Annotated in this window: 28 protein-coding genes; 14 read left to right on the forward strand and 14 right to left on the reverse strand. The window is 61.1% G+C overall.

What is annotated here, in order from left to right; genetic code table 11:
- Positions 1 to 65 precede the first annotated feature (65 nt).
- The gene (locus DYL61_RS22860; RefSeq protein WP_135310221.1) at positions 66 to 1034 is read right to left on the reverse strand and encodes a polyprenyl synthetase family protein; all 969 of its coding nucleotides are present in this window, start codon (positions 1032 to 1034) and stop codon (positions 66 to 68) included.
- 239 nt (positions 1035 to 1273) lie between these two features.
- Here DYL61_RS22860 and rplU point away from each other — a divergent pair, with 239 nt between their 5' ends.
- The 7 genes from rplU (at position 1274) to DYL61_RS22895 (ending at position 6921) form a co-directional block, all read left to right on the forward strand.
- Positions 1274 to 1588, forward strand: coding sequence for a 50S ribosomal protein L21 (gene rplU / locus DYL61_RS22865; RefSeq protein WP_007950961.1), 315 nt, complete (start codon positions 1274 to 1276; stop codon positions 1586 to 1588).
- 34 nt (positions 1589 to 1622) lie between these two features.
- Positions 1623 to 1880 (forward strand): 50S ribosomal protein L27, encoded by a 258-nt coding sequence (gene rpmA / locus DYL61_RS22870; protein ID WP_003176049.1) that lies wholly within the window; start codon positions 1623 to 1625, stop codon positions 1878 to 1880.
- A 193-nt stretch (positions 1881 to 2073) separates the two neighbouring features.
- Complete coding sequence (cgtA, locus tag DYL61_RS22875) at positions 2074 to 3297, forward strand: Obg family GTPase CgtA (RefSeq protein ID WP_135310222.1); 1224 nt, start codon at positions 2074 to 2076, stop codon at positions 3295 to 3297.
- A 111-nt stretch (positions 3298 to 3408) separates the two neighbouring features.
- Positions 3409 to 4527, forward strand: coding sequence for a glutamate 5-kinase (gene proB / locus DYL61_RS22880; RefSeq protein WP_105697923.1), 1119 nt, complete (start codon positions 3409 to 3411; stop codon positions 4525 to 4527).
- 15 nt (positions 4528 to 4542) lie between these two features.
- A complete protein-coding gene (locus tag DYL61_RS22885; protein ID WP_034100556.1) occupies positions 4543 to 5007 on the forward strand; it encodes a CreA family protein in 465 nt (154 codons plus the stop codon).
- 101 nt (positions 5008 to 5108) lie between these two features.
- A complete protein-coding gene (locus DYL61_RS22890) occupies positions 5109 to 5591 on the forward strand; it encodes a glutathione peroxidase (RefSeq protein WP_135310223.1) in 483 nt (160 codons plus the stop codon).
- Positions 5592 to 5817: 226 nt separating this feature from the next.
- A complete protein-coding gene (locus DYL61_RS22895; RefSeq protein ID WP_135310224.1) occupies positions 5818 to 6921 on the forward strand; it encodes an NADH:flavin oxidoreductase in 1104 nt (367 codons plus the stop codon).
- Here the strand turns inward: DYL61_RS22895 and DYL61_RS22900 are convergent.
- Both DYL61_RS22900 and cysZ read right to left on the reverse strand, forming a co-directional pair.
- Positions 6890 to 8092, reverse strand: a complete 1203-nt coding sequence (locus DYL61_RS22900; protein ID WP_135310225.1) for a glycosyltransferase family 4 protein — start codon at positions 8090 to 8092, stop codon at positions 6890 to 6892. The two genes, DYL61_RS22895 and DYL61_RS22900, sit on opposite strands and share 32 nt — an antisense overlap.
- 54 nt (positions 8093 to 8146) lie before the next feature.
- On the reverse strand, positions 8147 to 8896 hold the full coding sequence (gene cysZ, locus DYL61_RS22905) for a sulfate transporter CysZ (protein ID WP_105697919.1): 750 nt from the start codon (positions 8894 to 8896) through the stop codon (positions 8147 to 8149).
- Positions 8897 to 9178: 282 nt separating this feature from the next.
- Here cysZ and trxB point away from each other — a divergent pair, with 282 nt between their 5' ends.
- On the forward strand, positions 9179 to 10141 hold the full coding sequence (trxB, locus tag DYL61_RS22915) for a thioredoxin-disulfide reductase (RefSeq protein ID WP_135310226.1): 963 nt from the start codon (positions 9179 to 9181) through the stop codon (positions 10139 to 10141).
- 125 nt (positions 10142 to 10266) lie between these two features.
- Here trxB and DYL61_RS22920 read toward each other — a convergent pair whose 3' ends face one another.
- Genes DYL61_RS22920 through DYL61_RS22945 form a run of 6 tightly spaced genes read right to left on the reverse strand, consistent with a single transcriptional unit; the run spans position 10267 to position 13195 of the window.
- A complete protein-coding gene (locus DYL61_RS22920) occupies positions 10267 to 10608 on the reverse strand; it encodes a HopJ type III effector protein (RefSeq protein ID WP_135310227.1) in 342 nt (113 codons plus the stop codon).
- A complete protein-coding gene (locus DYL61_RS22925; RefSeq protein ID WP_065908484.1) occupies positions 10601 to 10897 on the reverse strand; it encodes a DUF1244 domain-containing protein in 297 nt (98 codons plus the stop codon). Before DYL61_RS22925 ends, DYL61_RS22920 begins: the two co-directional genes overlap by 8 nt.
- Positions 10898 to 10912: 15 nt before the next feature.
- Positions 10913 to 11290 (reverse strand): dihydroneopterin triphosphate 2'-epimerase, encoded by a 378-nt coding sequence (folX, locus tag DYL61_RS22930; protein WP_105697916.1) that lies wholly within the window; start codon positions 11288 to 11290, stop codon positions 10913 to 10915.
- 2 nt (positions 11291 to 11292) lie between these two features.
- On the reverse strand, positions 11293 to 11847 hold the full coding sequence (folE, locus tag DYL61_RS22935) for a GTP cyclohydrolase I FolE (protein WP_135310228.1): 555 nt from the start codon (positions 11845 to 11847) through the stop codon (positions 11293 to 11295).
- Between the two features lie 20 nt (positions 11848 to 11867).
- Entirely contained in the window at positions 11868 to 12578 is a 711-nt protein-coding gene (folM, locus tag DYL61_RS22940) for a dihydromonapterin reductase (RefSeq protein ID WP_135310229.1), read from the reverse strand.
- Between the two features lie 56 nt (positions 12579 to 12634).
- Positions 12635 to 13195, reverse strand: a complete 561-nt coding sequence (locus DYL61_RS22945) for an antibiotic biosynthesis monooxygenase (RefSeq protein WP_135310230.1) — start codon at positions 13193 to 13195, stop codon at positions 12635 to 12637.
- Between the two features lie 209 nt (positions 13196 to 13404).
- Between DYL61_RS22945 and DYL61_RS22950 the strand changes: the two genes are divergently transcribed.
- Positions 13405 to 14364 (forward strand): MerR family transcriptional regulator, encoded by a 960-nt coding sequence (locus DYL61_RS22950; protein WP_135310231.1) that lies wholly within the window; start codon positions 13405 to 13407, stop codon positions 14362 to 14364.
- A gap of 2 nt (positions 14365 to 14366) precedes the next feature.
- Here DYL61_RS22950 and DYL61_RS22955 read toward each other — a convergent pair whose 3' ends face one another.
- Positions 14367 to 14972, reverse strand: a complete 606-nt coding sequence (locus DYL61_RS22955; protein WP_105697911.1) for a hypothetical protein — start codon at positions 14970 to 14972, stop codon at positions 14367 to 14369.
- Positions 14973 to 15031: 59 nt separating this feature from the next.
- The gene (locus DYL61_RS22960) at positions 15032 to 15499 is read right to left on the reverse strand and encodes a PAS domain S-box protein (RefSeq protein WP_135310232.1); all 468 of its coding nucleotides are present in this window, start codon (positions 15497 to 15499) and stop codon (positions 15032 to 15034) included.
- 130 nt (positions 15500 to 15629) lie between these two features.
- On the opposite strand from DYL61_RS22960, the gene DYL61_RS22965 reads away from it, so the two are divergent.
- The gene (locus DYL61_RS22965) at positions 15630 to 16085 is read left to right on the forward strand and encodes a flavodoxin (protein WP_105697909.1); all 456 of its coding nucleotides are present in this window, start codon (positions 15630 to 15632) and stop codon (positions 16083 to 16085) included.
- Here the strand turns inward: DYL61_RS22965 and DYL61_RS22970 are convergent.
- Positions 16066 to 16962, reverse strand: a complete 897-nt coding sequence (locus tag DYL61_RS22970; RefSeq protein WP_135310233.1) for a LysR family transcriptional regulator — start codon at positions 16960 to 16962, stop codon at positions 16066 to 16068. The two genes, DYL61_RS22965 and DYL61_RS22970, sit on opposite strands and share 20 nt — an antisense overlap.
- Before the next feature lie 98 nt (positions 16963 to 17060).
- Here DYL61_RS22970 and DYL61_RS22975 point away from each other — a divergent pair, with 98 nt between their 5' ends.
- The 4 genes from DYL61_RS22975 (at position 17061) to DYL61_RS22990 (ending at position 19943) form a co-directional block, all read left to right on the forward strand.
- Positions 17061 to 17432, forward strand: coding sequence for a CidA/LrgA family protein (locus DYL61_RS22975; RefSeq protein WP_105697934.1), 372 nt, complete (start codon positions 17061 to 17063; stop codon positions 17430 to 17432).
- Positions 17422 to 18108 (forward strand): LrgB family protein, encoded by a 687-nt coding sequence (locus DYL61_RS22980; RefSeq protein WP_105697907.1) that lies wholly within the window; start codon positions 17422 to 17424, stop codon positions 18106 to 18108. Before DYL61_RS22975 ends, DYL61_RS22980 begins: the two co-directional genes overlap by 11 nt.
- A gap of 150 nt (positions 18109 to 18258) precedes the next feature.
- Complete coding sequence (locus tag DYL61_RS22985; RefSeq protein WP_135310234.1) at positions 18259 to 19041, forward strand: class II aldolase/adducin family protein; 783 nt, start codon at positions 18259 to 18261, stop codon at positions 19039 to 19041.
- The gene (locus tag DYL61_RS22990; RefSeq protein WP_135310235.1) at positions 19041 to 19943 is read left to right on the forward strand and encodes an alpha/beta fold hydrolase; all 903 of its coding nucleotides are present in this window, start codon (positions 19041 to 19043) and stop codon (positions 19941 to 19943) included. The genes DYL61_RS22985 and DYL61_RS22990 overlap by 1 nt, the downstream gene beginning before the upstream one ends.
- 148 nt (positions 19944 to 20091) lie before the next feature.
- On the opposite strand, the gene DYL61_RS22995 is transcribed toward DYL61_RS22990, so the two are convergent.
- Both DYL61_RS22995 and DYL61_RS23000 read right to left on the reverse strand, forming a co-directional pair.
- Positions 20092 to 21774, reverse strand: a complete 1683-nt coding sequence (locus tag DYL61_RS22995) for a ShlB/FhaC/HecB family hemolysin secretion/activation protein (protein WP_135310236.1) — start codon at positions 21772 to 21774, stop codon at positions 20092 to 20094.
- Between the two features lie 186 nt (positions 21775 to 21960).
- Complete coding sequence (locus DYL61_RS23000; RefSeq protein WP_135310237.1) at positions 21961 to 23544, reverse strand: collagen-like triple helix repeat-containing protein; 1584 nt, start codon at positions 23542 to 23544, stop codon at positions 21961 to 21963.
- Positions 23545 to 23743 lie beyond the last annotated feature (199 nt).

Here is a 23743-nt window from a genome sequence, read left to right on the forward strand (position 1 = left end):
CCGTGTTGCTCCTGTCATCTCTTAACTGACTGGCATTAGGGCAAGCCCCTTCCCACAGGTATTTCTTAGTGCGTACGGGCTACCGCAAACTCACTCAGCTCAACCAAGGCATCCCGGTATTCGCTGGCTGGCAAAGCTTCGAGGCAGGTAATCGCACGCGCCACGTAATCCCGCGCCAGTTGTGCGGTGTACTCCAGGGAGCCCGAGGCCTCCACGGCGTCCCGAATGGCCTCCAGGTCTTCGATCCCGCCTTTCTGGATCGCCTTGCGCACCAGTGCCGCCTGTTCCGGCGTGCCTTCGCGCATGGTGTAGATCAGCGGCAAGGTCGGCTTGCCTTCGGCCAAGTCGTCACCGACGTTCTTGCCCAGGGTTTCGGCGTCGCCACGGTAGTCGAGCAGGTCGTCCACCAGTTGGAATGCCACGCCCAGGTGATCGCCAAAGGTGCGCAGGGCTTCGGCCTGTTCGGCGGTGGCGCCACACAGCGCAGCGGCACTATGGGTAGACGCTTCGAAGAGCATCGCGGTCTTGCCGCGAATCACTTCCATGTAGGTTTCTTCGGTGGTGCTGGCGTCGCGGACCTTGGACAGTTGCAGCACTTCGCCTTCGGCGATGATGCGCGTGGCCTGTGAAAGAATCTTCATCACCGGCATCGAGCCCAGCTCGACCATCATTTCGAACGAGCGCGAATACAGGAAATCGCCCACCAATACGCTGGGAGCGTTGCCCCACATGGCGTTGGCGGTCTCGCGGCCACGGCGCATGCCGGACATGTCGACCACGTCGTCATGCAGCAGGGTGGCGGTATGCAGGAACTCGATGGTTGCAGCCAGCAGGCGCAAGTCATCGCCTTCGCGCCCCAGGGCCTTGCCACACAGCAACACTAATAAAGGACGCAGGCGCTTGCCGCCCGCCGACGTAATATAGTCGCCAATTTTGGAGACCAGCGGCACTTTGGAAGTCAGCTGCTTCTTGATGATGCCGTCGACGGCGCTAAAATCGTCCGCGACCGCGCGGTAGAAAGCTTGGGGTTGCATCAGCGACAGACGCTCCAGAAGGGTTGCGCGGCATGCTAGGACCCTGACCCCCGGGTGTCAAGGCGCGATGGACGGCTACTTGCAACCCTACAAAGCCTTGCGTACAATCGCGCACCCTGAACTTCCTGGGCAGCACCTGCCTTACGCAATTGCATTCGGGACGTCCATCCCATGCAGCCATGCCAGCCAATACCTTTTCTTATAAAGCGCTGGGTGAGCAGGATTATCGGAGAAATACCATGTCGTACGCAGTAATTGTTACTGGTGGCAAGCAATACAAAGTCGCCCCAGGTGAATACCTGAAGATCGAGAAACTGGAAGTCGCTACTGGCGAATCCGTTACTTTTGATCGCGTTCTGTTGGTCGCCAATGGCGATGACGTGAACATCGGCGCTCCAGTTGTTGCTGGCGCTACCGTTGTGGCTGAAGTGATCTCCCAAGGTCGTCACGATAAAGTCCGCATCATCAAGTTCCGTCGTCGTAAGCACCACATGAAGCGTATGGGCCACCGCCAGTGGTACACCGAGATCAAAATCACCGGTATTCAGGCTTAATTTCAGCCTAATTCCTCACTAGGAGAATTGACTCATGGCACACAAAAAAGCTGGTGGTAGTACCCGTAACGGTCGCGACTCAGAAGCCAAACGCCTTGGCGTTAAGATGTATGGCGGCCAGAAAATCATTCCGGGCAACATCATCGTGCGTCAGCGCGGCACCCAATTCCACGCCGGTTACGGTGTAGGCATGGGTAAAGATCACACCCTCTTCGCGAAAATCGAAGGCGTGATCAAGTTTGAAGTAAAAGGCGCTTTCAACCGCCGTTACGTGAGCGTTGTCGCAGCTTAATTGCGAGATCGCTGGAAAAGCCCTGTCTTGCGACGGGGCTTTTTCGTTTGTGGAGTGAGTCTCTTGCAAAGCTGTTTGTGATGGGCTCAGGCGCTGGATTTGCGGTCGCTGATTGAGGTCGCTGCGCTCATTTTTGCAAGAGTCTTATGTCTTGGTTTCTTAAGCTCGTCCATGCGACGAGAGGCGTTTTGTTATGAAGTTCGTTGATGAAGTTTCCATCCGAGTAAAAGCAGGCGACGGCGGTAACGGTTGCATGAGTTTCCGTCGCGAAAAATTCATCGAAAACGGTGGTCCCAACGGCGGTGACGGTGGTGACGGCGGTTCCATCTACATGATGGCCGACGAAAACCTCAACACCCTGGTCGACTACCGTTACACCCGGCACTTCGATGCCGAGCGTGGCTCCAACGGCGGCAGCACCGACTGCACCGGTAAAAAAGGCGAAGACTTGGTACTGCGCGTACCAGTCGGCACCACGATCATCGACTCGGCCACCCAGGAAGTGATTGGCGACCTGACCAAGGCCGGCCAAAAACTGATGGTAGTGCAGGGCGGCTGGCACGGTCTGGGTAACACCCGATTCAAGTCCAGTACCAACCGTGCGCCGCGCCAGACTACCCCGGGCAAGCCGGGCGAGCAGCGTGACCTCAAGCTGGAAATGAAAGTACTGGCGGACGTGGGCCTGCTGGGCCTGCCGAACGCCGGTAAAAGTACCTTCATCCGCTCGGTCTCGGCCGCCAAGCCGAAAGTCGCCGATTACCCGTTCACCACCCTGGTGCCAAACCTGGGCGTGGTCAGCGTCGATCGCTGGAAAAGCTTCGTAATCGCCGACATTCCCGGCCTGATCGAAGGCGCTTCCGATGGCGCCGGCCTGGGGATTCGCTTCCTCAAGCACTTGTCCCGCACCCGTTTGCTGCTGCATCTCGTCGACATGGCGCCGCTGGATGACACCAGCGCACCGGACGCCGCCGAAGTGATCGTCAGCGAACTGACCAAGTTCAGCCCGTCCCTGGCCGAGCGTGATCGCTGGTTGGTACTGAACAAGTGCGACCAGATCCTCGAAGAGGAACACGAGGAACGCGTCAAGGAAATCGTCGAGCGCCTGGAGTGGGAAGGCCCGGTCTACGTGATCTCGGCCATCGCCAAAGAAGGCACCGAGCGCCTGACCCGCGACATCATGCGCTACCTCGAAGACCGTGCCGACCGCCTGGCGGCCGACCCGGTATTCAAGGCAGAACTGGCCGAACTCGACCAGCGCATCGAAGACGAAGCCCGCGCCCAGTTGCAGGCGCTGGACGACCAGCGTGCCCTGCGCCGCAGCGGCGTGAAGTCGGTCCATGACATCGGTGACGACGATTGGGACGAAGAAGACGTGGATGATGAAGATGGTCCGGAAATCATTTACGTGCGTGACTGATCCGTTGCAGTAAACTTGAACGCCGCTCTCTTTAGAGCGGCGTTTTAGTATCCGGGTTTAACGTTATGGGCCGCGCTGGGTCGCGCAGCCCTCACTCTAAGGTTGAAGATGATGCGGAGCAAAGTCACAGGTGCGCAGCGCTGGGTCGTGAAGATCGGAAGTGCGCTGCTGACGGCGGATGGCAAGGGGCTGGATCGCGCAGCCATGAGCGTCTGGGTGGAGCAGATGGTGGCCTTGCACGAGGCCGGTGTCGAGTTGGTGTTGGTGTCGTCCGGGGCAGTTGCTGCCGGGATGAGCCGCCTCGGCTGGACCGCGCGACCCAGCGCGATGCACGAACTGCAAGCCGCTGCCGCCATCGGCCAGATGGGCCTGGTGCAAGCCTGGGAATCCAGCTTTGCCGAACATGGCCGCCACACCGCGCAGATCCTGCTGACCCACGACGACCTGTCCGACCGCAAGCGCTACCTCAACGCCCGCAGCACCCTGCGCGCGCTGGTGGAGCTCAAGGTTATCCCGGTGATCAACGAAAACGACACCGTGGTCACCGACGAAATCCGCTTTGGCGACAACGACACCCTGGCCGCGCTGGTGGCCAACCTGGTGGAAGCCGACCTGCTGGTGATCCTCACCGACCGCGACGGCATGTTCGACGCCGACCCGCGCAACAACCCCGACGCCCAGTTGATCTTCGAAGCCCGCGCCGATGACCCGGCGCTGGACGCGGTGGCCGGCAGTGTTGGCGGTGCCCTGGGCCGTGGTGGCATGCAGACCAAACTGCGCGCAGCACGCCTGGCTGCGCGTTCCGGCGCCCACACCATCATCGTTGGCGGGCGCATCGAGCGCGTGCTGGACCGCCTCAAGGCCGGTGAGCGCATCGGTACGTTGCTGTCGCCGGAGCGGGGCATGCTGGCGGCGCGCAAACAATGGCTGGCCGGTCATTTGCAAACCCGTGGCACCCTGGTGCTGGACGATGGCGCGGTCTCGGCCTTGTCCCAAGGCAACAAGAGCTTGCTGCCGGTCGGCGTCAAGTTGGTACAGGGCAGCTTCCGCCGTGGCGAGATGGTGGTGTGTGTGGCACCCGACGGTCGCGAAATCGCCCGCGGCCTGGCCAACTACAGCGCCCTCGAAGCACAGAAAATCATTGGCCAGTCGTCTGACGCGATTGTGAGCCTGTTGGGTTATATGGCGGAGCCGGAACTGGTGCACCGCGATAACCTGATCCTGGTCTAACCAAAGGAATACCCGATGCGCGTAATGAAGGGATTACTCGGCCTGCTGTTGGCCATGCCGTTGTTGGCGTCTGCCGAAGAAGTCGGCCAGGTGTCGACGGTGTTCAAGTTCGTCGGCCCCAACGACCGAATCGTCGTTGAAGCGTTTGACGATCCGAAGGTCGACGGTGTGACCTGCTACCTGTCCCGCGCCAAGACCGGCGGCGTCAAAGGCGGCCTGGGCCTGGCCGAAGACCGCGCCGAAGCCTCGATCGCCTGCCGTCAGGTTGGCCCGATCCGCTTCAAGGGCGAACTCAAGGACGGCGACGAAGTATTCAAGGAGCGCACCTCCCTAGTGTTCAAGACCATGCAGGTGGTGCGCTTCCTCGACAAGAAGCGCAACACCCTGGTTTACCTGGTGTACAGCGACCGCCTGATCGAAGGCAGCCCGCAGAACGCAGTGACGGCGATTCCGATTTTGCCCTGGCCGACCGCTCAGTAACTTGCAGGCGGGTTTTGCAATCGGCGTCTATGATTGCACGCTTGCGGGTTGTACTCTCGGTGAGCCGCTTTGCTAAGAACATGGGATATCTGGAGTTCGTCATGAGTGCTTTCCACGACCTGAAACTCAAAGCTTTGGACGGACAAGAGCTGCCGCTGGCGCCTTTCAAGGGGCAAGTCGTGCTGGTGGTGAATGTGGCTTCCAAGTGTGGTTTGACCCCGCAATATGCGGCGTTGGAAAACCTTTACCAGCAGTACAAGGACCAGGGGTTCACCGTGCTTGGCCTGCCATGCAACCAGTTTGCCGGGCAAGAACCAGGCACTGAGGATGAGATCCGTGAGTTCTGCAGCCTTAACTACGGCGTGACCTTTCCCCTGGGCAGCAAACTCGAGGTCAATGGCCCTGATCGCCATCAGCTTTACCGTTTACTGGCGGGTGAGGGGGCGGAGTTTCCAGGGGATATCACCTGGAATTTCGAGAAATTCCTGCTGGGCAAGGATGGCCGTGTGCTGGCGCGTTTCTCCCCACGCACTGCACCGGACGATCCCGCTATCGTCCAGGCCATCGAAAAAGCCCTGAGCTGAACCTATCTCCTTGTGGCGAGGGAGCTTGCTCCCGCTGGAGTGCGAAGCGCTCCCAGCATTTTGGGGCCGCTACGCAGCCCAGCGGGAGCAAGCTCCCTCGCCACGAGTTTGCTTCAATCGAAGACTCTTGCTTTTACCCCTTAATCACCCAGATCAATAGTGCTGTTCAGCCCTGCATGAGCTCCATATTATCCACGTCATAAACTCGCCTTCGTGGAGCCTACCCATGCCTGTCCAAGCCTTGTTCAAACCCTTCCAGCTCGGCGCATTGCAGCTGTCGACCCGTGTAGTCATGGCACCCATGACCCGTTCGTTCTCGCCGGGTGGCGTGCCTAATTCCAAAGTCATCGAGTACTACCGCCGCCGCGCTGCGGCAGGTGTGGGCTTGATCATCACCGAAGGCACAGTGGTCGGCCATCAAGCCTCCAACGGTTACCCGAACGTTCCCCATTTCTACGGCGAGGCCGCGCTGGCCGGTTGGAAGAAAGTCGTCGATGCAGTGCACGCCGAAGGCGGCAAGATCGTCCCACAACTGTGGCATGTGGGCAGTGTGCGTCGCATCGGCACCGAGCCTGACGCCAGCGTGCCCGCCTACGGCCCGATGGAAAAACTCAAGGATGGCAACGTGGTCGTCCACGGCATGACCACCCAAGACATCCAGGACGTGATCAACGCGTTCGCCCAAGCCGCCAAGGATGCCCAGAGCATTGGTATGGACGGCGTGGAGATCCACGGCGCCCACGGCTATCTGGTCGACCAGTTCTTCTGGGAAGGTAGCAACCAGCGTACCGACGAGTACGGCGGCAGCCTGGCCAACCGTTCGCGTTTTGCTATCGAACTGATCCAGGCCACGCGCGCCGCCGTTGGTCCGGACTTCCCGATCATCTTCCGTTTCTCGCAATGGAAGCAGCAGGACTACACCGCGCGCCTGGTGCAAACCCCCGAGGCGCTGGGTGCGTTCCTCAAGCCGTTGTCTGATGCCGGCGTGGATATTTTCCACTGCTCCACTCGCCGTTTCTGGGAGCCGGAGTTCGAAGGTTCCGACCTCAACCTGGCCGGCTGGACCCGCCAACTCACTGGCAAGCCAACCATTACCGTGGGCAGCGTCGGCCTGGACGGTGAGTTCCTGCAATTTATGGTCAATACCGACAAGGTGGCGCAGCCGGCCAGCCTGGAGAAACTGCTGGAACGCCTGAACAATGATGAGTTCGACCTGGTGGCGGTGGGCCGTGCCCTGCTGGTGGACCCGGAATGGGCGGTGAAAGTACGTGAAGGCCGCGAGGGCGACATCCTGCCATTCAGTCGTGAGGCGTTGACGAGCCTGGTGTAAGGGGCAAAAGGGCGGGCACCGGGTGCCCGTCCTTGCACACGCCGCGCAACTGCCGTTCGAACTGCTCGATAATCGCCGGCCAGCCCTGGCGGCTGGCATGCTGGCGTGCGTTGAGGCGCATGCGGCGCAAGCTTTCGGCGTCCTCCAGCAGCCAGTTGGCGGCATCACAAAAGGCGTCCTCATCGCCTGGCATCGCCAGCACACCGTTATAGCCGTGGCGAATATGCTGGGTTGCAGCGGCCTGGTCATAAGCCACCACGCCCAGGCCCGAGGCCATCGCTTCCAGCACCACATTGCCAAAGGTTTCGGTGAGGCTGGGGAACAGGAACACATCGCCTGATGCGTAATGTCGCGCCAGTTCCTCGCCGCGCTGGGTGCCGCAGAACACCGCGTCGGGCAGCTCCTGTCCCAGCTGCTTACGTTGCGGGCCGTCACCGACGATGATCAGTTTCAGCTGGCGCTGTGGATAAGTACTTTGCAGCGAGTCAAAACAACGCTTGAGCAGGCCCAGGTTCTTTTCCTGCGCCAGCCGGCCGACATGCAGCACCGCAATATCCTCGTTGCCCAAGCCCCAGCTTTCCCGCAGTGCATTGTCGCGTTTGGCGGGGTGGAACAACTGGCTGTCCACCCCGCGCGCGAGCAAGTCCAAGCGCTCGAAGTGTCGGCGCTCCAGCTCCAGGTGCTGGCTGGCACTCGGCACCAGGGTCAGGCTGGAGCGGTTATGAAACCAGCGCAGATAGTGGGTCACCACCCGGCTCAGCAAGCTCAGGCCGTATTGATTCGAGTACTGCTGGAAATTGGTGTGAAAGCCGCTCACCACACCGATCCCCAGGCGTCGCGCGGCGCGCAAGGCTGATAGACCCAGTGGTCCCTCTGTGGCGATGTACAGCACATCCGGACGCTGGCGGGTCCAGCGCCGCAGCAACTTATGCATCGATGACTGGCCCCATTGCAGGCCGGGGTAACCCGGCAGTGGCCAGCCACGACAGAGCAACAATTCATCGTCGCTGGGACGGCTTTGGTCTGCGTTCTGGCGCGGGCGCACCAGTTCTACCTGATGACCGCGTGCGCGCAAGCCGTCGCACAGGCGACCAAGGGTATTGGCCACCCCGTTGATCTCTGGCGGGAAGGTTTCGGTAATCAAGGTGATGTGAAGCGAGGCTGTCGTCATGACCCACAGTGTCGCTGTGGGCCATGTCGTCATTGTGTCATTGGGATGATGGATTTATGACTTGGCCAGCGTCTCGGCACCTTGCTCGCGCACCCAGAACAACGTCGCCCCGGCCACCGCCGCTGGCATCATCAGCAAGTTCACCACCGGCACCAGCAGCACCAGGTAGACGATGCCGCCGAAGCTCATGCTCTGCCAGCGTTTCTGGCGCAGCCAGGCGAGCATTTCGTTCCAGCCCAGTTTGTGGTTGTCCGCCGGATAGTCGATGTACTGGATCGCCATCATCCATACGCCAAACAACAGCCACAGCGGTGCGGCGATCAGGTTGACCACCGGAATGAATGACAGGATAAACAGGCCGATGGCCCGTGGCAGAAAGTAGCCCAGCTTGCGCATTTCCCGCGCCAGGGTACGCGGGACCATGGCGATCAGCTCGCCCCAGCTGAAGGCCGGAAAATCATCGGTGCCACGCACCACCACTTCGACTTTCTCCGAGAGAAAGCCGTTGAACGGCGCGGCGATGATGTTGGCGAGCATGGTAAAGGTGAAAAACACCATCAGCACCACCAGCACAACGAACAAAGGCCACAGCAGGTAATTCAGAAAGCCCAACCAACTCGGCAACGTCGGCATCAAGGTATCGACCCACAGGCTGAACTGATGGCCGGCGAAATAGATCAAGCCGACGAACAGCACCAGGTTGATCACCAACGGCAGCAGCACAAACAGGCGCAGGCCTGGGCTCAACACCAGTTTGAGGCCTTCACGCAGGTATTGCGGGCCGGAAAGAGCGGGGGCGGGCATGGAGGACTCCGAGCAAAGGGACGAACGCGCCGACCTTACCGGCTTTGAACCGTGGGTGAAAGCGGCGACATCAGTGGTAACAAAGGCGTCGATCAACCACGCCGACTGCATAGAGACCACCTATGAGCTGGATTGTTATTCCGTATTTCCTTAATCTTGCCCCCCTCTATACGCTGCACCCATTATTTTCAGGGCCTGCGAGTTAAAGCCTTCCCCAAGTGCTTCGTGGTCCCTTTTTTATTCCAGCCGCCTTGTGGTCCGGGCGGTCGACAGGAGTGAGTCATGTCTGATACCCGTCATTCGCGAGTGATTATTCTCGGTTCCGGCCCTGCCGGTTACAGCGCTGCGGTCTACGCGGCCCGGGCCAACCTCAAGCCGTTGCTGATCACCGGCATGCAGGCGGGGGGTCAATTGACCACCACCACCGAAGTCGACAACTGGCCGGGCGACGTCCACGGCCTGACCGGCCCGGTGTTGATGGAGCGTATGAAAGAACACGCCGAGCGCTTTGAAACCGAGATCGTCTTCGACCACATCAACAAGGTCGACTTCTCCAAGAAGCCTTACAGCCTGACCGGCGACAGCGGCGTGTACACCTGTGACGCACTGATCATCGCTACCGGCGCCAGCGCTCGCTACCTGGGCCTGCCATCCGAAGAAGCGTTCATGGGCAAGGGCGTTTCCGCTTGCGCGACCTGCGACGGTTTCTTCTACCGCAACAAGCCAGTGGCAGTTGTCGGTGGCGGCAACACCGCTGTGGAAGAAGCGCTGTACCTGGCCAACATCGCCAGCACCGTGACCCTGGTTCACCGCCGCGAAACCTTCCGCGCCGAGAAGATCCTGATCGACAAGCTCCACGCCCGTGTGGCGGAAGGCAAGATCATCCTCAAGCTCAACGCCACCCTGGATGAAGTCCTGGGCGACAACATGGGCGTGACCGGTGCTCGCCTGAAAAACAACGATGGCAGCTTCGACGAGCTGAAAGTCGACGGCGTGTTCATCGCCATCGGCCACACCCCGAACACGTCGCTGTTCGAAGGCGTGCTGGACGCCAAAGACGGCTACCTGGTGGTGCAAGGCGGTCGTGAAGGCAATGCCACGGCGACCAACCTGGAAGGTATCTTCGCTGCCGGTGACGTGGCTGACCACGTGTACCGCCAGGCCATCACCTCGGCCGGCGCCGGTTGCATGGCGGCACTGGATGCCGAGCGTTACCTCGATGGCCTGCAGAACGCATCGTTCTAAGCAACACCGCAAAACAAATGTGGGAGGGGGCTTGCCCCCGATAGCGGTGGGTCAGTCACTGATATTTAGACTGACACACTGCAATCGGGGGCAAGCCCCCTCCCACATTTTGATTTATGCCCGGCTTAGGATTTGCGGGTCAGCGGCTGTGCGGTGAACTTTACACCGGCCAGTCCATGGGCGATCAATGCCCGGATATTGCCGTGGTCGCTGCCTTCCGGCGTCGCCACTACCGAACGGTAATGCTCCCCAAACGCCAGCAACGCTTCCTGGTCGCTCAACCCTTCCAACAAGGCCAAACCCAAGGTCTTGCACGACCCTTCGTTTTGCCCGGCAGCGTTTTCCACGCCACCATTGGTAAAGGCTTGCGGCTGGTAGTCATAACCTGCGGCAATAAAAGCCAAAGTATCGGCAAACACATGTTCGCCGCTGTTCAGGCTGGCACGCAGGGCTTTCAAATCAGTCATGGGTTTTTCCTTTGGCGAACGCCGCCTGTTGGTCGGCGCTGGCTTCTTTCTGGTATTGGGCTTTCCACTCGGCGTACGGCATGCCGTACACCACTTCGCGGGCGTCATCGAGGCTCAGCTCGATATGGCGCTCATCGGCCTCGGCCTTGTACCACTTGGACAAGCAGTTACGGCAGAAACCGGAGAGGTTCATCAGGTCAATGTTCTGCACATCCTTGCGGCTGTCCAGGTGGGCCACCAGCCGGCGGAAGGCGGCGGCTTCGAGTTCGAGGCGTTGTTGGTCGTTCATAGGGCTCACGCAGGTTCAGGATTGACGGCTGGCCGCCAGGGTAATTGACACCGATTCGGCAAAGCGCAGCGCATGGGGCTTGTCCACTTCGACTTCGGCGTACAGCACTGATTCATTGCTCATCACCAGGTCCAGCAGTTCCTGGGTCAGGCGCTCCAGCAGCGCAAAGCGGTTGCCTTCGACGTGGGCAATGATCGCCTTGGTGATGGTGCGGTAGTTCAGCGCATGGTCGATATCGTTGTCGCGCACGGCTTCCTGGGCGGCATACAGGATGGTCAGGTTGATCAGCACGTCCTGCTTGTTGAGGATCTCGTCCTCGTTGATGCCGATATAGGTGCGCAGGCACAGGTCCTTGACCCGGATGCGCGCCATGCCTGGTTGAAGTTGTGGCATTGCTACTTGCTCCGTCCGATCAGTTGCAGGAACTCCATGCGCGTGGTGTTCGACTCGCGGAACGCGCCGAGCATCACCGAGGTGTTCATGGTTGAATTCTGTTTCTCCACGCCGCGCATCATCATGCACATGTGCTGGGCTTCGATCACCACCGCTACGCCGGCCGCCTGGGTCACGGACTGGATGGCGTCGGCGATTTGCCGCGTGAGGTTTTCCTGGATTTGCAGGCGCCGCGCATACATATCGACGATGCGCGCCAGCTTCGACAGGCCCAGTACTTTACCGGTCGGAATATAGGCGACATGGGCCTTGCCGATAAAGGGCAGCAGATGATGCTCGCACAGCGAGTACAACTCGATGTCCTTGAGGATCACCATTTCGTCATTGTCGGAGGTGAACAGTGCGCCGTTGACGATCTCGTCCAGGCTTTGTTCATACCCGTGACACAGGTACTGCATCGCCTTGGCGGCACGCTTGGGCGTGTCGAGCAGGCCTTCGCGTTCCGAGTCTTCGCCCAGGCCTTTGAGAATCTCGCGGTAGTGGTGGGGCAGGGTCATACAACATCCTCACAAACGGCTTACTTGATATGCCGCCCGCCGTTGACGGTCAGGGTGGTACCGGTGACATAAGGGTTATCCAACAGGTAGCGCACGCTCTGGTAGATCACTTCCGGGCCTGGCTCAATGCCCAACGCCGACTTGGCCAATACCTTGGCGCGATAGTCCGCGTCGTCGCCCTCGTTGAACATCACCATGGCCGGGGCAATGCCGTTGACCTTGACCGACGGCGCAAACTGCGCGGCAAACGACAGCGTCAGGCTGTCGAGCCCGGCCTTGGTGGCGCAATAGGCGATGTGCTGGCGGCTGCCCTTGCGCACCACGTCATCGCTGATATGCACGATGTCGGCGGGGCAGGAGCGTTGCAGCAAGGGTGAACAATGCAGGTTGATCAGGTACGGCGCAAGCAGGTGCACGCTGAACATGTCGGTAAACGCGCGGCTTTCTTCGCCAGGTGTTTCCGCGATCCAGGCTGAGGCGTTGTGGATGATCGCGCGCAAACTTTGGGTGTGGGTGTTCAGCTCGGCGATAAACGCCAGGATCCCGGCCTCGCTGGAAAAATCGGCAAACACCCCGATCGCGCCGCGTTCGCGCAGGGCCTGCACGCCAGGGCGTTCACTGCGGTAACTGAAAATCACCGGGTGCCCATCGTCCAGCAGGCGCTGGGCACAGTGCAGGCCGACACGCTGGCCGGCGCCGGTGATCAGGATCGGGGCGTTCGTTGCAGTCATGGGGGGCTCGATTCGCTGGCAGGCTCAAATCATACCAGCGACCGGCCCCCCTGTACTCACGCGGCGGCTTCGGTGGCCTTGCGTGGTGTGGGGGCGGGGTGCAGCCAGTTGGCCAGCAGGTGGGTCGACAGCGGGATGAACAGGTAGACCATCAGTGGCGTAAGGGCCAGGGTGCTGACGAACACGCGGGGGACCAGCTCCAGCTCACCGAGCAGTGGCCCCAACACAAAGTTGAAGATCAGCGACACCGGGAAAAACGCCAGCCAGATGGCCACGGCTTGTTTCCAGCGTGGCGGGCGTGCGCCGGCGGCGCCAAACCAGCCATCGATACCACTCACACGATGTTCCGACGGGTCGGCAAACAGCTCGCTGCCACGGCTCAGCCAGGCGCTGCGGGAGGCGGAGAACTCCCAGGCATGCAGGGTCTTTTCATCGGCAAAGCGGAAAATAATCTGGAATTCATCATCATCGGGCGGCGGGGCGAGTACGCCTGAACCCAGGTAGCCGGGAAAGTCGGTGGCCAGTTGCTCGCCTTCGCGCAGCCAGGCCATCAATTCTTCGTAGCGACCCTTGGCCACGCGGCGCGCAACCATCAGGGTGACGGGAGAGGTAGACATTATGTATCTCCAAATACGGGTGCGCTGGACCGGGTAGGTGGCGCACGAACATAGCGGCGGGGTGGTGCCGCTATGAAAAAACAGGCAAGGATTATTCCTGTTTTACAGAAATACGCCAGTGGCATTGGTCCGAAGACGGCCGGCCTTGAAAAAGACAGGTCTAAAGGCGTTAAATGGGGCCCCAGTTGCCGTTGGTTTTTTGGTCTCCAATGCCCGTCATTACTGCTCCGACTGATAGTTCTTCGCATCTGGAATCAACTGATCCCGATGAGCTGTTCCCCATTCGTGAAGTCTCCAGATTGACAGGCATCAATCCTGTCACCTTGCGTGCCTGGGAGCGTCGTTATGGGCTAATCCAGCCCACACGCACCGAAAGTGGGCACCGTCTCTACTCCAAGTCCGATATTGAAACCGTCCATCGCGTGCTCGATTGGATCGAACGGGGTGTGGCCGTCAGCAAAGTGGGCAAGATCCTCGCCCGTGACGATCAACAGGCCCAAGCGGTACGCGCCGAGCGTGACGTGCTCGGCGACACTGAGTGGTCCCAGTGGCAGGCGCGGTTAAGGCAGGCCATCAGCGCCTTTGATGACCGTCGACTGGAGAGCCTGTACGGTCAGATTTTTGCGACCTACCCCCTCAGCGTGGCGTTCCAGGACATCCTGATGCCCCTCTGGCAAGAGCTGTTGCGTCATCAAGGGCGCTTTGGCCAGGCCAGTGAGTGGCTGTTTTTTGATGCCTTCCTGCGCGTTCACGCCTGGCAGCGCTTGCAGTTGGCCAGTGATTCGTCGCTGCCACGGGTCTTGTTGGCGCCCATGCCGGGCGAGTGCCGCAAACTGGAGTTGTTGGTGGCCGCCTTATTGATGAGCCGGGATGACTTGGCCGTGAAGGTCCTGCCAATGGGCCAACCGTTTGATGAGTTGACGCTGGTCTGTGAAAAGACCCAGCCCCAAGGGTTGATCGTCTTTTCCAACCACTCGCCCAGCCATGACCTGGCTGAGCGCCTCAATCGCCTGGGGATGACACTCAACTGCCCGTTGTTCCTGGCGGGTGATGCTTCGGAATTGGTCCAGGGCAACCTGGCCGGTTCCTCAATCGGTTGCCTGGGCAATGAGGGGCGGATGATGCAGCGTCGCTTGCAACAATTCTTGAGCGGCGGGCTGGATACCTGATCTCAAGCGTGCACTTCGGGGTGTACCAGGCGGTGTTGATGCAGGATGAACTGGCGCAGGCGCTCGGTTTCGTCCGCATCTGCCTGGCTTAGCCGATAGGCAAACAGGCCGCGCGCGGTTTCACGCTCGAAGGTCCCGCGCAGCGCAATGCGCTCGTAGCCCGATGGGCTGAACCACAGCGAGAAGGTCTTGGGTGGTTTGACCCGGCCACGAATCTCCAGCAGCACGCCCTTGAACGACACTTCATGTACCCACAGCGCACTGGCGTGGCCCTTGATGTTTTCCAGGGCCACAGGTGCCTCGAGTGCCAGGCGCCAGGGGCGGATCATCGGGCCGTCTTCGAAAATCGTCGGCACACCCAAACGCAGGTGCACCGCATGAAACTCGTCTTCCACCAGGTGCAGGGGGAAGGTGAGTTGCTGGTTGTCGAACTGCGCCTGGATGGTGACGTGGTCGTGGGCGGCCAGCCGGGTGAGCAAGTCGCGGAGCTGCGCGCCGCCGTTGACGGTCAGGCTCGACGACGCGTCCCGCAGGTTGAGCTGCGGGTTGTGGTGCATCATCTGAATGAAATCCAGCTCGTCCTGCGTCAGAAGTGCGTCGCGTTGCATCGCTCTTGCTCAATGGAGGGGTGTTAAAATGCCATTATCCCCTCTAATGACCGTATTTTCTAAATTTTGTTAGATCCACTCGTCGCTTTGAGTGCCGCCAACTCGGCCTTGAGCTGGGCCAATTCGGTCTCTAGTTGCGCCACGCGTTGCTGGGCCTTGACCTGCAAGGTCACATCTTTTTGCACGCCGACGAAATACGTCTGTTTGTCCGCCTCGTTGTACACCGATGACAACGACAACTCGTTCCAGAAATGGCTGCCGTCCTTGCGGTAATTGCGCAGGATTTCGCGGCAGGCACCGCCACTTTCCAGCGCTTCTCGAATCGCCATCAGGGCCGGCTGGTCGCGGTCGCCGGACTGTAGGAAACGGCAATCCTGATAGAGGATCTCATCCAGGGTGTAGCCCGTCAGCCGTTCGAATGCCGGGTTGACGTAAATCAGCGGCTTGTCCTTGCCCTCGCGTTCGGCGACGACGATCCCGTCGTTGGAAGCATTGACGACCAGTTGCATCAGCTTGGCGTTAATCATTGAGCGGTCCATGGCTTGTTTTTAGGAACCTGGAGTTTATGGCAAGTGTTGAATGTTGCGCGGCGCGTACCGAAATATTTGCCCCAGCTGCTAATATCCCACGCTTTCGCTCAACTACAGGATCAGATTGATGAAAGTCGCCATCCTTTCCGGCTCGGTCTACGGCACGGCAGAAGAAGTTGCCCGCCATGCCGCCGGTATCCTCACTGCGGCCGGTTTCGAGGCCTGGCACAACCCCCGCGCGACGCTGGCGGATGTGCAAGCCTTTGCCCCGCAGGCGTTCCTGGCGGTGACCTCCACCACCGGCATGGGAGAGCTGCCCGACAACCTGCAACCGTTGTATTCGACCCTTCGCGATCAATTGCCCGCTGCCTTCCGTGGCCTGCCCGGTGCGGTGATCGGCCTGGGCGACGCCAGCTACGGCGACACCTTCTGCGGCGGTGGCGAACAAATGCGCGAGCTGTTCGGCGAGCTGGGTGTGCGCGAAGTGCTGCCCATGCTGCGCCTGGACGCCAGCGAAAGCGTGACCCCCGAAGCCGATGCCGAACCCTGGTTGGCCGAACTGGTCACTGCACTGCGCGGTTGACCGGACACTCACGCAGCAACGCCAGCCAGGCCTGGGCGGCTTTCGACAGATAGGCGCCCTCACGCCAGATAAACGCAATGTCCCAGCGCAGGTAGTCAGGCGCCTTGAGCGTCAGGCGTACCACCCCCGGTCGCACCAGCCCACGGGCGACCACGCTGGGCAACAGCACCACGCCTTGGCCCGCCGCGACCAGCGCCACCAGAAAATCCGCCTGGCCACTGCGCCCGACTTCCCTGGGGGTAAAGCCCAGCCCTTGGCAGGCCTGCAGCAGCCGGTCGTTCAGCACAAAACTGCGTTGGTACATCAAGAACGGCGTGTCGGCCAATTCTTCCAGGCGCACTTGGGCGTTTTCCGCCAGTGGATGGTCCATCGGCAGCAGGGCGTCCAGCGGTTCGTCGCAGAAGGCTTGCCAGGCGAAGGCCGGGTCGCTGGGCATCAGGCTGCCGCCCACATCCAGTTCGCCGTTGAGAATCGCCTGTTCAATGGTGCGACTGCCGCCTTCCAGGAGCTGAATAGTGACCTTGGGATAGCGCCGCCGATATTCGGCAAACAACCCTGCGAACAACGTATCGCCCGCCAGCAACGGCAAGCCCAGGCGCAGCTCGCCGCGCGTCAGTTGCTGCATATCGTCCAGCTCGCTGAGTAATTCGCCCTGCAAGCGCAGCATGGCTTCGGCACGTTGCAACACCACCTCGCCCGCAGCGGTCAGGCGGATCTGCGAACCCGTGCGTTCCAGCAACGGAGTGCCCAGGCTCTGTTCCAACTGCGCCACTTGCTTGCTGACGGCGGACTGGCTGATATGCAGGGTCTTGCCCGCTTGGGTAAAACCGCCCCGGTGGATGACTTCGACAAAGCTGCGCAGCTGTTTGAATTCCATGATCACAATTCCAGTTTGGAATGGCTGGCAGTCTAACAATTCGCTGTGGGGATGGGAGGCGGCCCATTAAAATGAGTGCCTGCGAGGACCCAAAGCCCATGAAACGTTTCACCCGTTTGTTGATTGAATTGGTTGTGCTGCTGGCTATCTACCAGCTCGGTTGCCAACTGGCCGTCTGGCTGGCGTGGCCGATCCCGGGCGGCGTAGTGGGGTTGGGATTGCTGCTGGCGAGCTTCGCCACCGGCCTGGTCAAGCCGGCGGCCCTGCAATTGGGCGCCGGTGTGTTGATGGCCGAAATGTTGCTGTTCTTTATTCCCGCGCTGATGAGCCTGTTGGACTACGGCGGCCTGTTGCGCAATGACGGCTGGCGCATTCTGCTGGTGATTGGCTTGAGCACGTTGGCCGTGATGCTGGTGACCGCGTTCACCGTGGAATTGGTGTGCCGTTGGAGGCTGCGCCGTGAAGCTTGAGCTGATGCCGGTGTTCTGGCTCGCCCTGACTCTGGGCGCATACGTGTTCAGCCGCTGGATCTACCGCCGCACCGGGCGCTATCTGCTGTCGCCACTGATTCTGGTGCCCGTGTTGCTGCTGGCGGTGGCCGTGCCGATGAACACCGCCTACGCCGAATACGCGGCGGACACCCATTGGCTGATGCTGGTGCTGGGCCCGGTGACCGTGGCATTCGCCGTGCCGATCTGGCAACAACGTCGCTTGTTGGCGCGGCACTGGTCGGCGTTGCTGCTGGGGATGGTCGCGGGCAGTGTGGCGTCCATCGGCACCTCGTTTGGCCTGGCCAAGGCGTTGGCGCTGGACAGTTCGGTAACGATGTCCCTGGTGCCGCGCTCCATCACCACGCCGTTCGCCATGCCGGTCTCGTCCGACCTCGGCGGCGTACCGGAACTCACCGCCGTGTTCGTGATGTTCACCGGGGTCTTCGGCGCCATGCTCGGCGGTGTGCTGCTTAAATGGCTGCCGCTGCGCACACCCCTGGCGCGCGGTGCGTTGTTTGGCGTGGGCGCCCATGGTGCGGGCGTCAGCCGGGCGCGGGAAGTGGGCGGCGAGGAAGGCTCGGTCGCGGGCCTGGTCATGGTCCTGACCGGCCTGCTCAACCTGTTCGCCGCGCCTTTATTGGCGGCGCTTCTCTGACGCGGTTTACACAGATTTAAACTATTCTCAACGCTGACTCGTACGGTCATCAAGCTGGCTGCCAAGGCAACTACGGCAGTCAGGGCGTCTGACTAGACTGGCCCATCACTTAAAAAAACAATAAGAACGTGCGCCAAGGAGGTCATTGCCGTGAGCCTAGCCCCGGTTCTATCGTCACAAAATATCAAGGATCAGGTCAGCGCTGCCGAGTGGCAGACCCGCGTCGACCTGGCGGCCTGTTATCGCCTGGTGGCGCTGCATGGCTGGGATGACCTGATCTTCACCCATATCTCGGCCAAGGTGCCGGGCACCGAAGATTTCCTGATCAACCCCTACGGGCTGATGTTCCACGAAATCACCGCGTCGAGCCTGGTCAAAGTCGACCAGGCTGGCAACAAGCTGATGGACAGTCCCTACGAGATCAACCCGGCGGGCTACACCATCCACAGCGCGATCCATGAAGTGCGCCACGATGTGACCTGCGTGCTGCACACCCACACCGCATCGGGCGTTGCCGTGGCGGCGCAGAAACAGGGGGTGTTGCCCATCAGCCAGCAATCGATCTTCGTGTTGTCGAGCCTGGCGTATCACGCCTATGAGGGCGTGGCGCTGAATCACGAAGAGAAGGCCCGCTTGCAGGCCGATCTGGGTGAAAACAATTTCCTGATGCTGCACAACCACGGCCTGCTGACCTGCGCCGGCACCATCGCCGACACCTTCCTGATGATGTTCACCTTCCAGCGCGCCTGTGACATCCAGGTTTTGGCACAAAATGGCGGTGCGGAGTTGATCCCTATCGGGCCGCAGATCCTGCAAGGCGCCAAGGCCATGGTGGCCGCCGTCACCAAAAGCGCACAAGGCATGGGCGGCGCGCTGGCCTGGCCGGCGTTGCTGCGTAAATTGGACAGCCTCGATCCTGGGTATAAAACCTGATGCCACTCGCCGAGATCCCCCTTCGAGCCTGGCGCAAGCGTGGCCAGGATTTTGTCTTTCGTGGCCGTACCATTCGTTACTGGGTGGCGGGGCAGGGCGAGCCATTGTTGCTGATCCACGGCTTCCCCACCGCCAGTTGGGACTGGCATTACCTGTGGCAACCCTTGGCCCAGCGCAATCTGGTGATCGCCTGCGACATGCTGGGTTTTGGCGACTCGGCCAAGCCGTTGGACCACACGTATTGCTTGCTGGAACAGGCTGATTTGCAACAGGCGTTGCTGGAACACTTGGCAGTGGACCAGCCGGTGCATGTGCTGGCCCATGACTACGGCGACAGCGTCGCCCAGGAACTGTTGGCCCGGCACTATGAAGGTCGCTTCCAGATGGCCAGTTGCGTGTTTCTCAACGGTGGGCTGTTCCCCGAAACCCATCGCCCCGCGCTGGTGCAAAAACTCCTGCTCAGCCCCTTGGGTTGGATGATTGGCCGCGCGTTCGGCCGCAATGCCCTGTCCAACAGCTTTAGCCAGATCTTCGGTCCCAACACTCGGCCGAGCGAAAGCGCCCTGGATGATTTCTGGAGCCTGATCAACGGCAACGACGGCACGCGGATCCTGCACAAACTGATTGGCTACATCCCCCAGCGTCGGCGCCTGCGTGATCGTTGGGTGCAGGCGATGCAACGGGTTGAGGTGCCGCTGCGGGTGATCGACGGTGAAGTCGACCCGATTTCCGGTGCCCACATGGTTGAGCGTTACCGTGCGTTGGTGCCCCATGCCGATACGGTGCTGCTGGCCAATATCGGCCATTACCCGCAAATCGAGGCGCCGGTGCAGGTGCTCAAGCATTATTGGGCGTTTCGCGAGCGGATCGATCAGGCTGTGATGTGTAGGGCGTACATGTAGTGAGCGGGCTTGCCCCGCGCTGGGGGGCGAAGCCGCCCTAAACCCTGGTACCGCGGTGCTCCATACAGACCGCGTTGGATGGATTTGGGGCGGCTGCGCCACCCAGCGCGGGGCAAGCCCGCTCACTACAAGGCTTTGTGCAGTGGGGTCAAAGCTGGTAGCTGAAACTCAGCGAATACCGCGGCCGCCGGTCGAAGTTATCCAGTGCCACATCCGACATTGGTTTGGCCGCTTCCAGCGCAATGTTGTAGTACTTGGCATCGCCAAAGCGCAGGCCCACGGCGGCCGAGGACAGGTCGTTGCCTTTGACGGGCAGGTCGTTGTACCAGGTCTTGGCTCGGTCGAAGACCACGTAGGGTTGCAGGATCTTCACCCACTCGCCGGCGCGGTTGTAGCTGTAGTTGACCTCGTAGGCCGCCCCCCAGCCCTTGTCGCCCGAGCCTTGATCATCCGGGTAGCCTCGGGCGAAGTTCTGCCCGCCGAAGGTCGCGCGTTCGCTGTCGGGCAAGTTGTCATTGCTCCAGTACAACGCAGCGGACAGCACACCCTGCCATTTGTCGAAGAACTTATTGCTCTGCACGCCGGACAGGCGCACGCGGAAAAAGTCCAGGTCGGGCTTCAGGCCGCCGAAGTCGGAACGGGTCGTGGCGCCCATGCCATTGATGCCTTGGTACACACCCGCGCTGAGGATGCGCAGCTGGGTGGTGTCGGCCTTGCGCCAGTCACCTTCGACGGCAAGGGCTCGCAGGTTGGTTTCCAGGTCGAAGCGCTGCGGGAAGCCTTCGAGTTTATAGCGGGTGGTCTGGTCGACCGCATACAGGCGCGTCCCCAGGCTCAACGACTCAAGCGGTGAGGCAATGAACGGGTGGGTGAGGCCCACGGAGTATCGGTCGATTTCCTGGTGCGGCGTGAGTTCGAAGCCATCGCCCAGTTGCAGGCTGGTACGTGGGTCGGCGCGATAGCGTTCGCCCGACAGCACCACTTGAGTGCCCTCGCTGTTGATGAACTGGCTGTAGGCCGCACGGTAGTAGTGTTCCTTGTCGTTACCCGGTGGAAACAAGCCGCTGATGCTCAACTGCTCGCCCATGGACGTCCACGAATTGCTGGTGGCCGTGAGCAACGCCTGGGTGCTGCCACGGCTGGATTCGGTGAGGCTCATGCTGGTGGTGAATGGCTTGCGGCTGGCGGTGATCTGCATATGGGTGCCGCCGTCGGTGGTGCCGGGCGGTGGCACCTGGGCCTGCAGGGTCACCCCGGGAATCGCGCCCATCAGCGTGGTGTAGCGCTCGAAGGTCTTGCGGGTCAGGGGGCGTTCGGCCTTGAGCTTTTCCGCCAGTTTGTCGACGTAGGCCGAGACGGAGCCGATATCGCCCTGCACTTGGTAATCGCGGATATAACCCTCCACCAGCACCACGTGCACCAGGCCGCCTTCGAAGGTTTGTTGCGGCAGGAACGCGTAGGACAACAGGTAACCGTCCTGTTGGTAACGCCGGGTGATGTTGCGCGTGGCTTCGATCAGTTGCGCCAGGTTGGTCTCATGGCCGATCAAGGGTTCGAAGACCTGGGCCATTTCCTTGAGCGGGTACACCGTGCCGCCGTCGATCTGTAGCTTGCGGATGGTCACTTTGGTGTCCATCAACAAGGGTTGCCCTGCGGTCGGTGATGGCGTGGGCAACTGAGTTTCTGGAGCAACCGGGCGGTAGGCGTCGGCGGGCAGGTTGGGCACCGGCAGGGTGCGGATGGTGTCGTTGCTATTGAGGAAGCTGGGTAGGGTATCGGCGCAAGCGTAGGTACTGAGGGTAAGCAACAACAACGGCGTCAAAGCGCGCATAGGACACTCCATGGTCGAAACTGCAGCAGCGTTTTGCAGGTGCCCGCCGGGCTCTGGGGCGCGGTTCGGGGGTTTGCTGGGGCTTTGCAGGCGCCCATAAAAAAGACGAGAGGCTTATTTAAGGTCTCTCGTCTCAACCAAGCGTAGGCGCTGTAGGTGAGGCCGTCTAATCGGCCAGGTGCAATTCTATTTTTTGCCGGTCAGGCCACCGAGCACGCCGCCCAGCAGACCACCGTTAGTGCTGGTGCCGGCACTGGCCCCGGCGGAGGCAGATGCGCTACCTCCCAGGTTCAGGCCGCCACCGAGCAAACCACCCCCGGTGCTGGTGCCGCCGGTGACCAGGCCACCGACCGAGGCTACGGTGCCGCCGACTGCGCTGACGGTGCCGCCCAGGGCATTGGTGATCGGGTTGGCGTTGGCACCGGTGATGGCGCCGCCGAGGTTGCTGACCGCGCCGCCGACGTTGGTTACCAGGCCGTTGACCGGAGCGCCCAGGCCAGTGGCCCCGCCGATGTTTTGGGTCAGGCTGGTCACACCGCTGGTGACAGGATTGAGAGCCGTGCCAATGTTAGTGGTCAATGCGGCAATCGGTGCACCCGCTGCAGTGTTGGGGACGCCGCTGCCACCCAGTAGAGTGCCCAGGGATGCCACGGTATTGCCTGCGTTGCCGCCGGCGACGCCAGTGGCACCGACCACGCCGCTGGTGCTGCCCGCAGTCAGGCCGCTGCTGGCGCCGCCGATGATGCCGCCGAGCAGTTCAGGCAAGCCCAGTTGATTGGTGCCGCCACTTCCGCCAGTGCCGCCTGTGGTTGGGTTGACGTAGCCGCCAGCCGTGCCGACAACGGTGCCGACGCCATTGAGCACGTTACCGACTGCGCCGGTGACAGGGTTGCCGCTGCCACCCGCACTGGCAACTTGATTGCCGAGGCCGTTGACGGTATCGCCGACTTTATCCAGCAGGCCGCCTACAGGGGCGCCAAGGCCGGTCGCGGAGCCGACTTTACCGGTGGTGTTTTCCAGCAGGGACACCACCGGCACCAGGACTTTCGAGCCGACGGCGTCGGTCACCGAACCTAGTGGGCCGGTGGTGCTGGCGGTGCTCAGGGTGTCGCCGAGCATGGTCACGGCATTGCCGACCTTGCCCACCACGCCGCCAACTACCGGTGCGACGCCGCCGACAACCGGTACGCCGCCCAACAAGGTCGCGACGTTATTACCGGTGACGGTCACCCCATCGCCAAGGTCAGCCACGCCGTTGGCCACGCCAGCGACGGTTTTGCCCAGTGCATTGCTATCTGTTCCCAGCGAGCCCAGGCCGTCCGACAGACCGGTGCCGATGCTGCCGACGGCGGTGCCGGTCGCGGTGACCAAGCCACCTGCGGTTGCGCCAACGATGGGCAGGCTGCCGAGGGTGGTACCCAGGCTGCCGACGGTGCCGCCGACGCCGGTCACGGTATTGCCGAGGGTGTCGACAACCGTTGCAGTGACCAGCGGAGTCGTGGTGGTGCCAGGGTCAGTGACGCCGCCACCTGTTCCACCGCCTGTGCCGCCACCTGTTCCACCACCTGTGCCACCGCCGGTACCACCGTCCGTGCCGCCACCGGTACCGCCGCCGGTGCCACCACCCGTACCGCCGCCTGCGGCTGTATCAGTCGAAGCCGAGCCACCACTGTGATGCCCGCCGCCGCCGCTGCTGCAACCACCGAGCGCCAACGCTACTGCCAGGGCCAATACGCTACTTGCTTTCCAAAACACGATTTGAGTTTTCATGATTGAGATCCTTGCACCTGTACAACCTGGGTTGTCTTCAAACACTCCCTACTTCTTGGGGTAGGGATGTGTTTGTCCGTGAGGTCATATGAATCCCGGGCGCGCTTTCCCACCATTCTCAACTTGGTATTAACGATTTATATACGGGTGTTGAATCACCGCTTTGGGACTAATACCAACGGTGTAAAGAGAGGATGTA

The organism is Pseudomonas nabeulensis (assembly GCF_004682045.1).
GTDB lineage: Bacteria > Pseudomonadota > Gammaproteobacteria > Pseudomonadales > Pseudomonadaceae > Aquipseudomonas > Aquipseudomonas nabeulensis.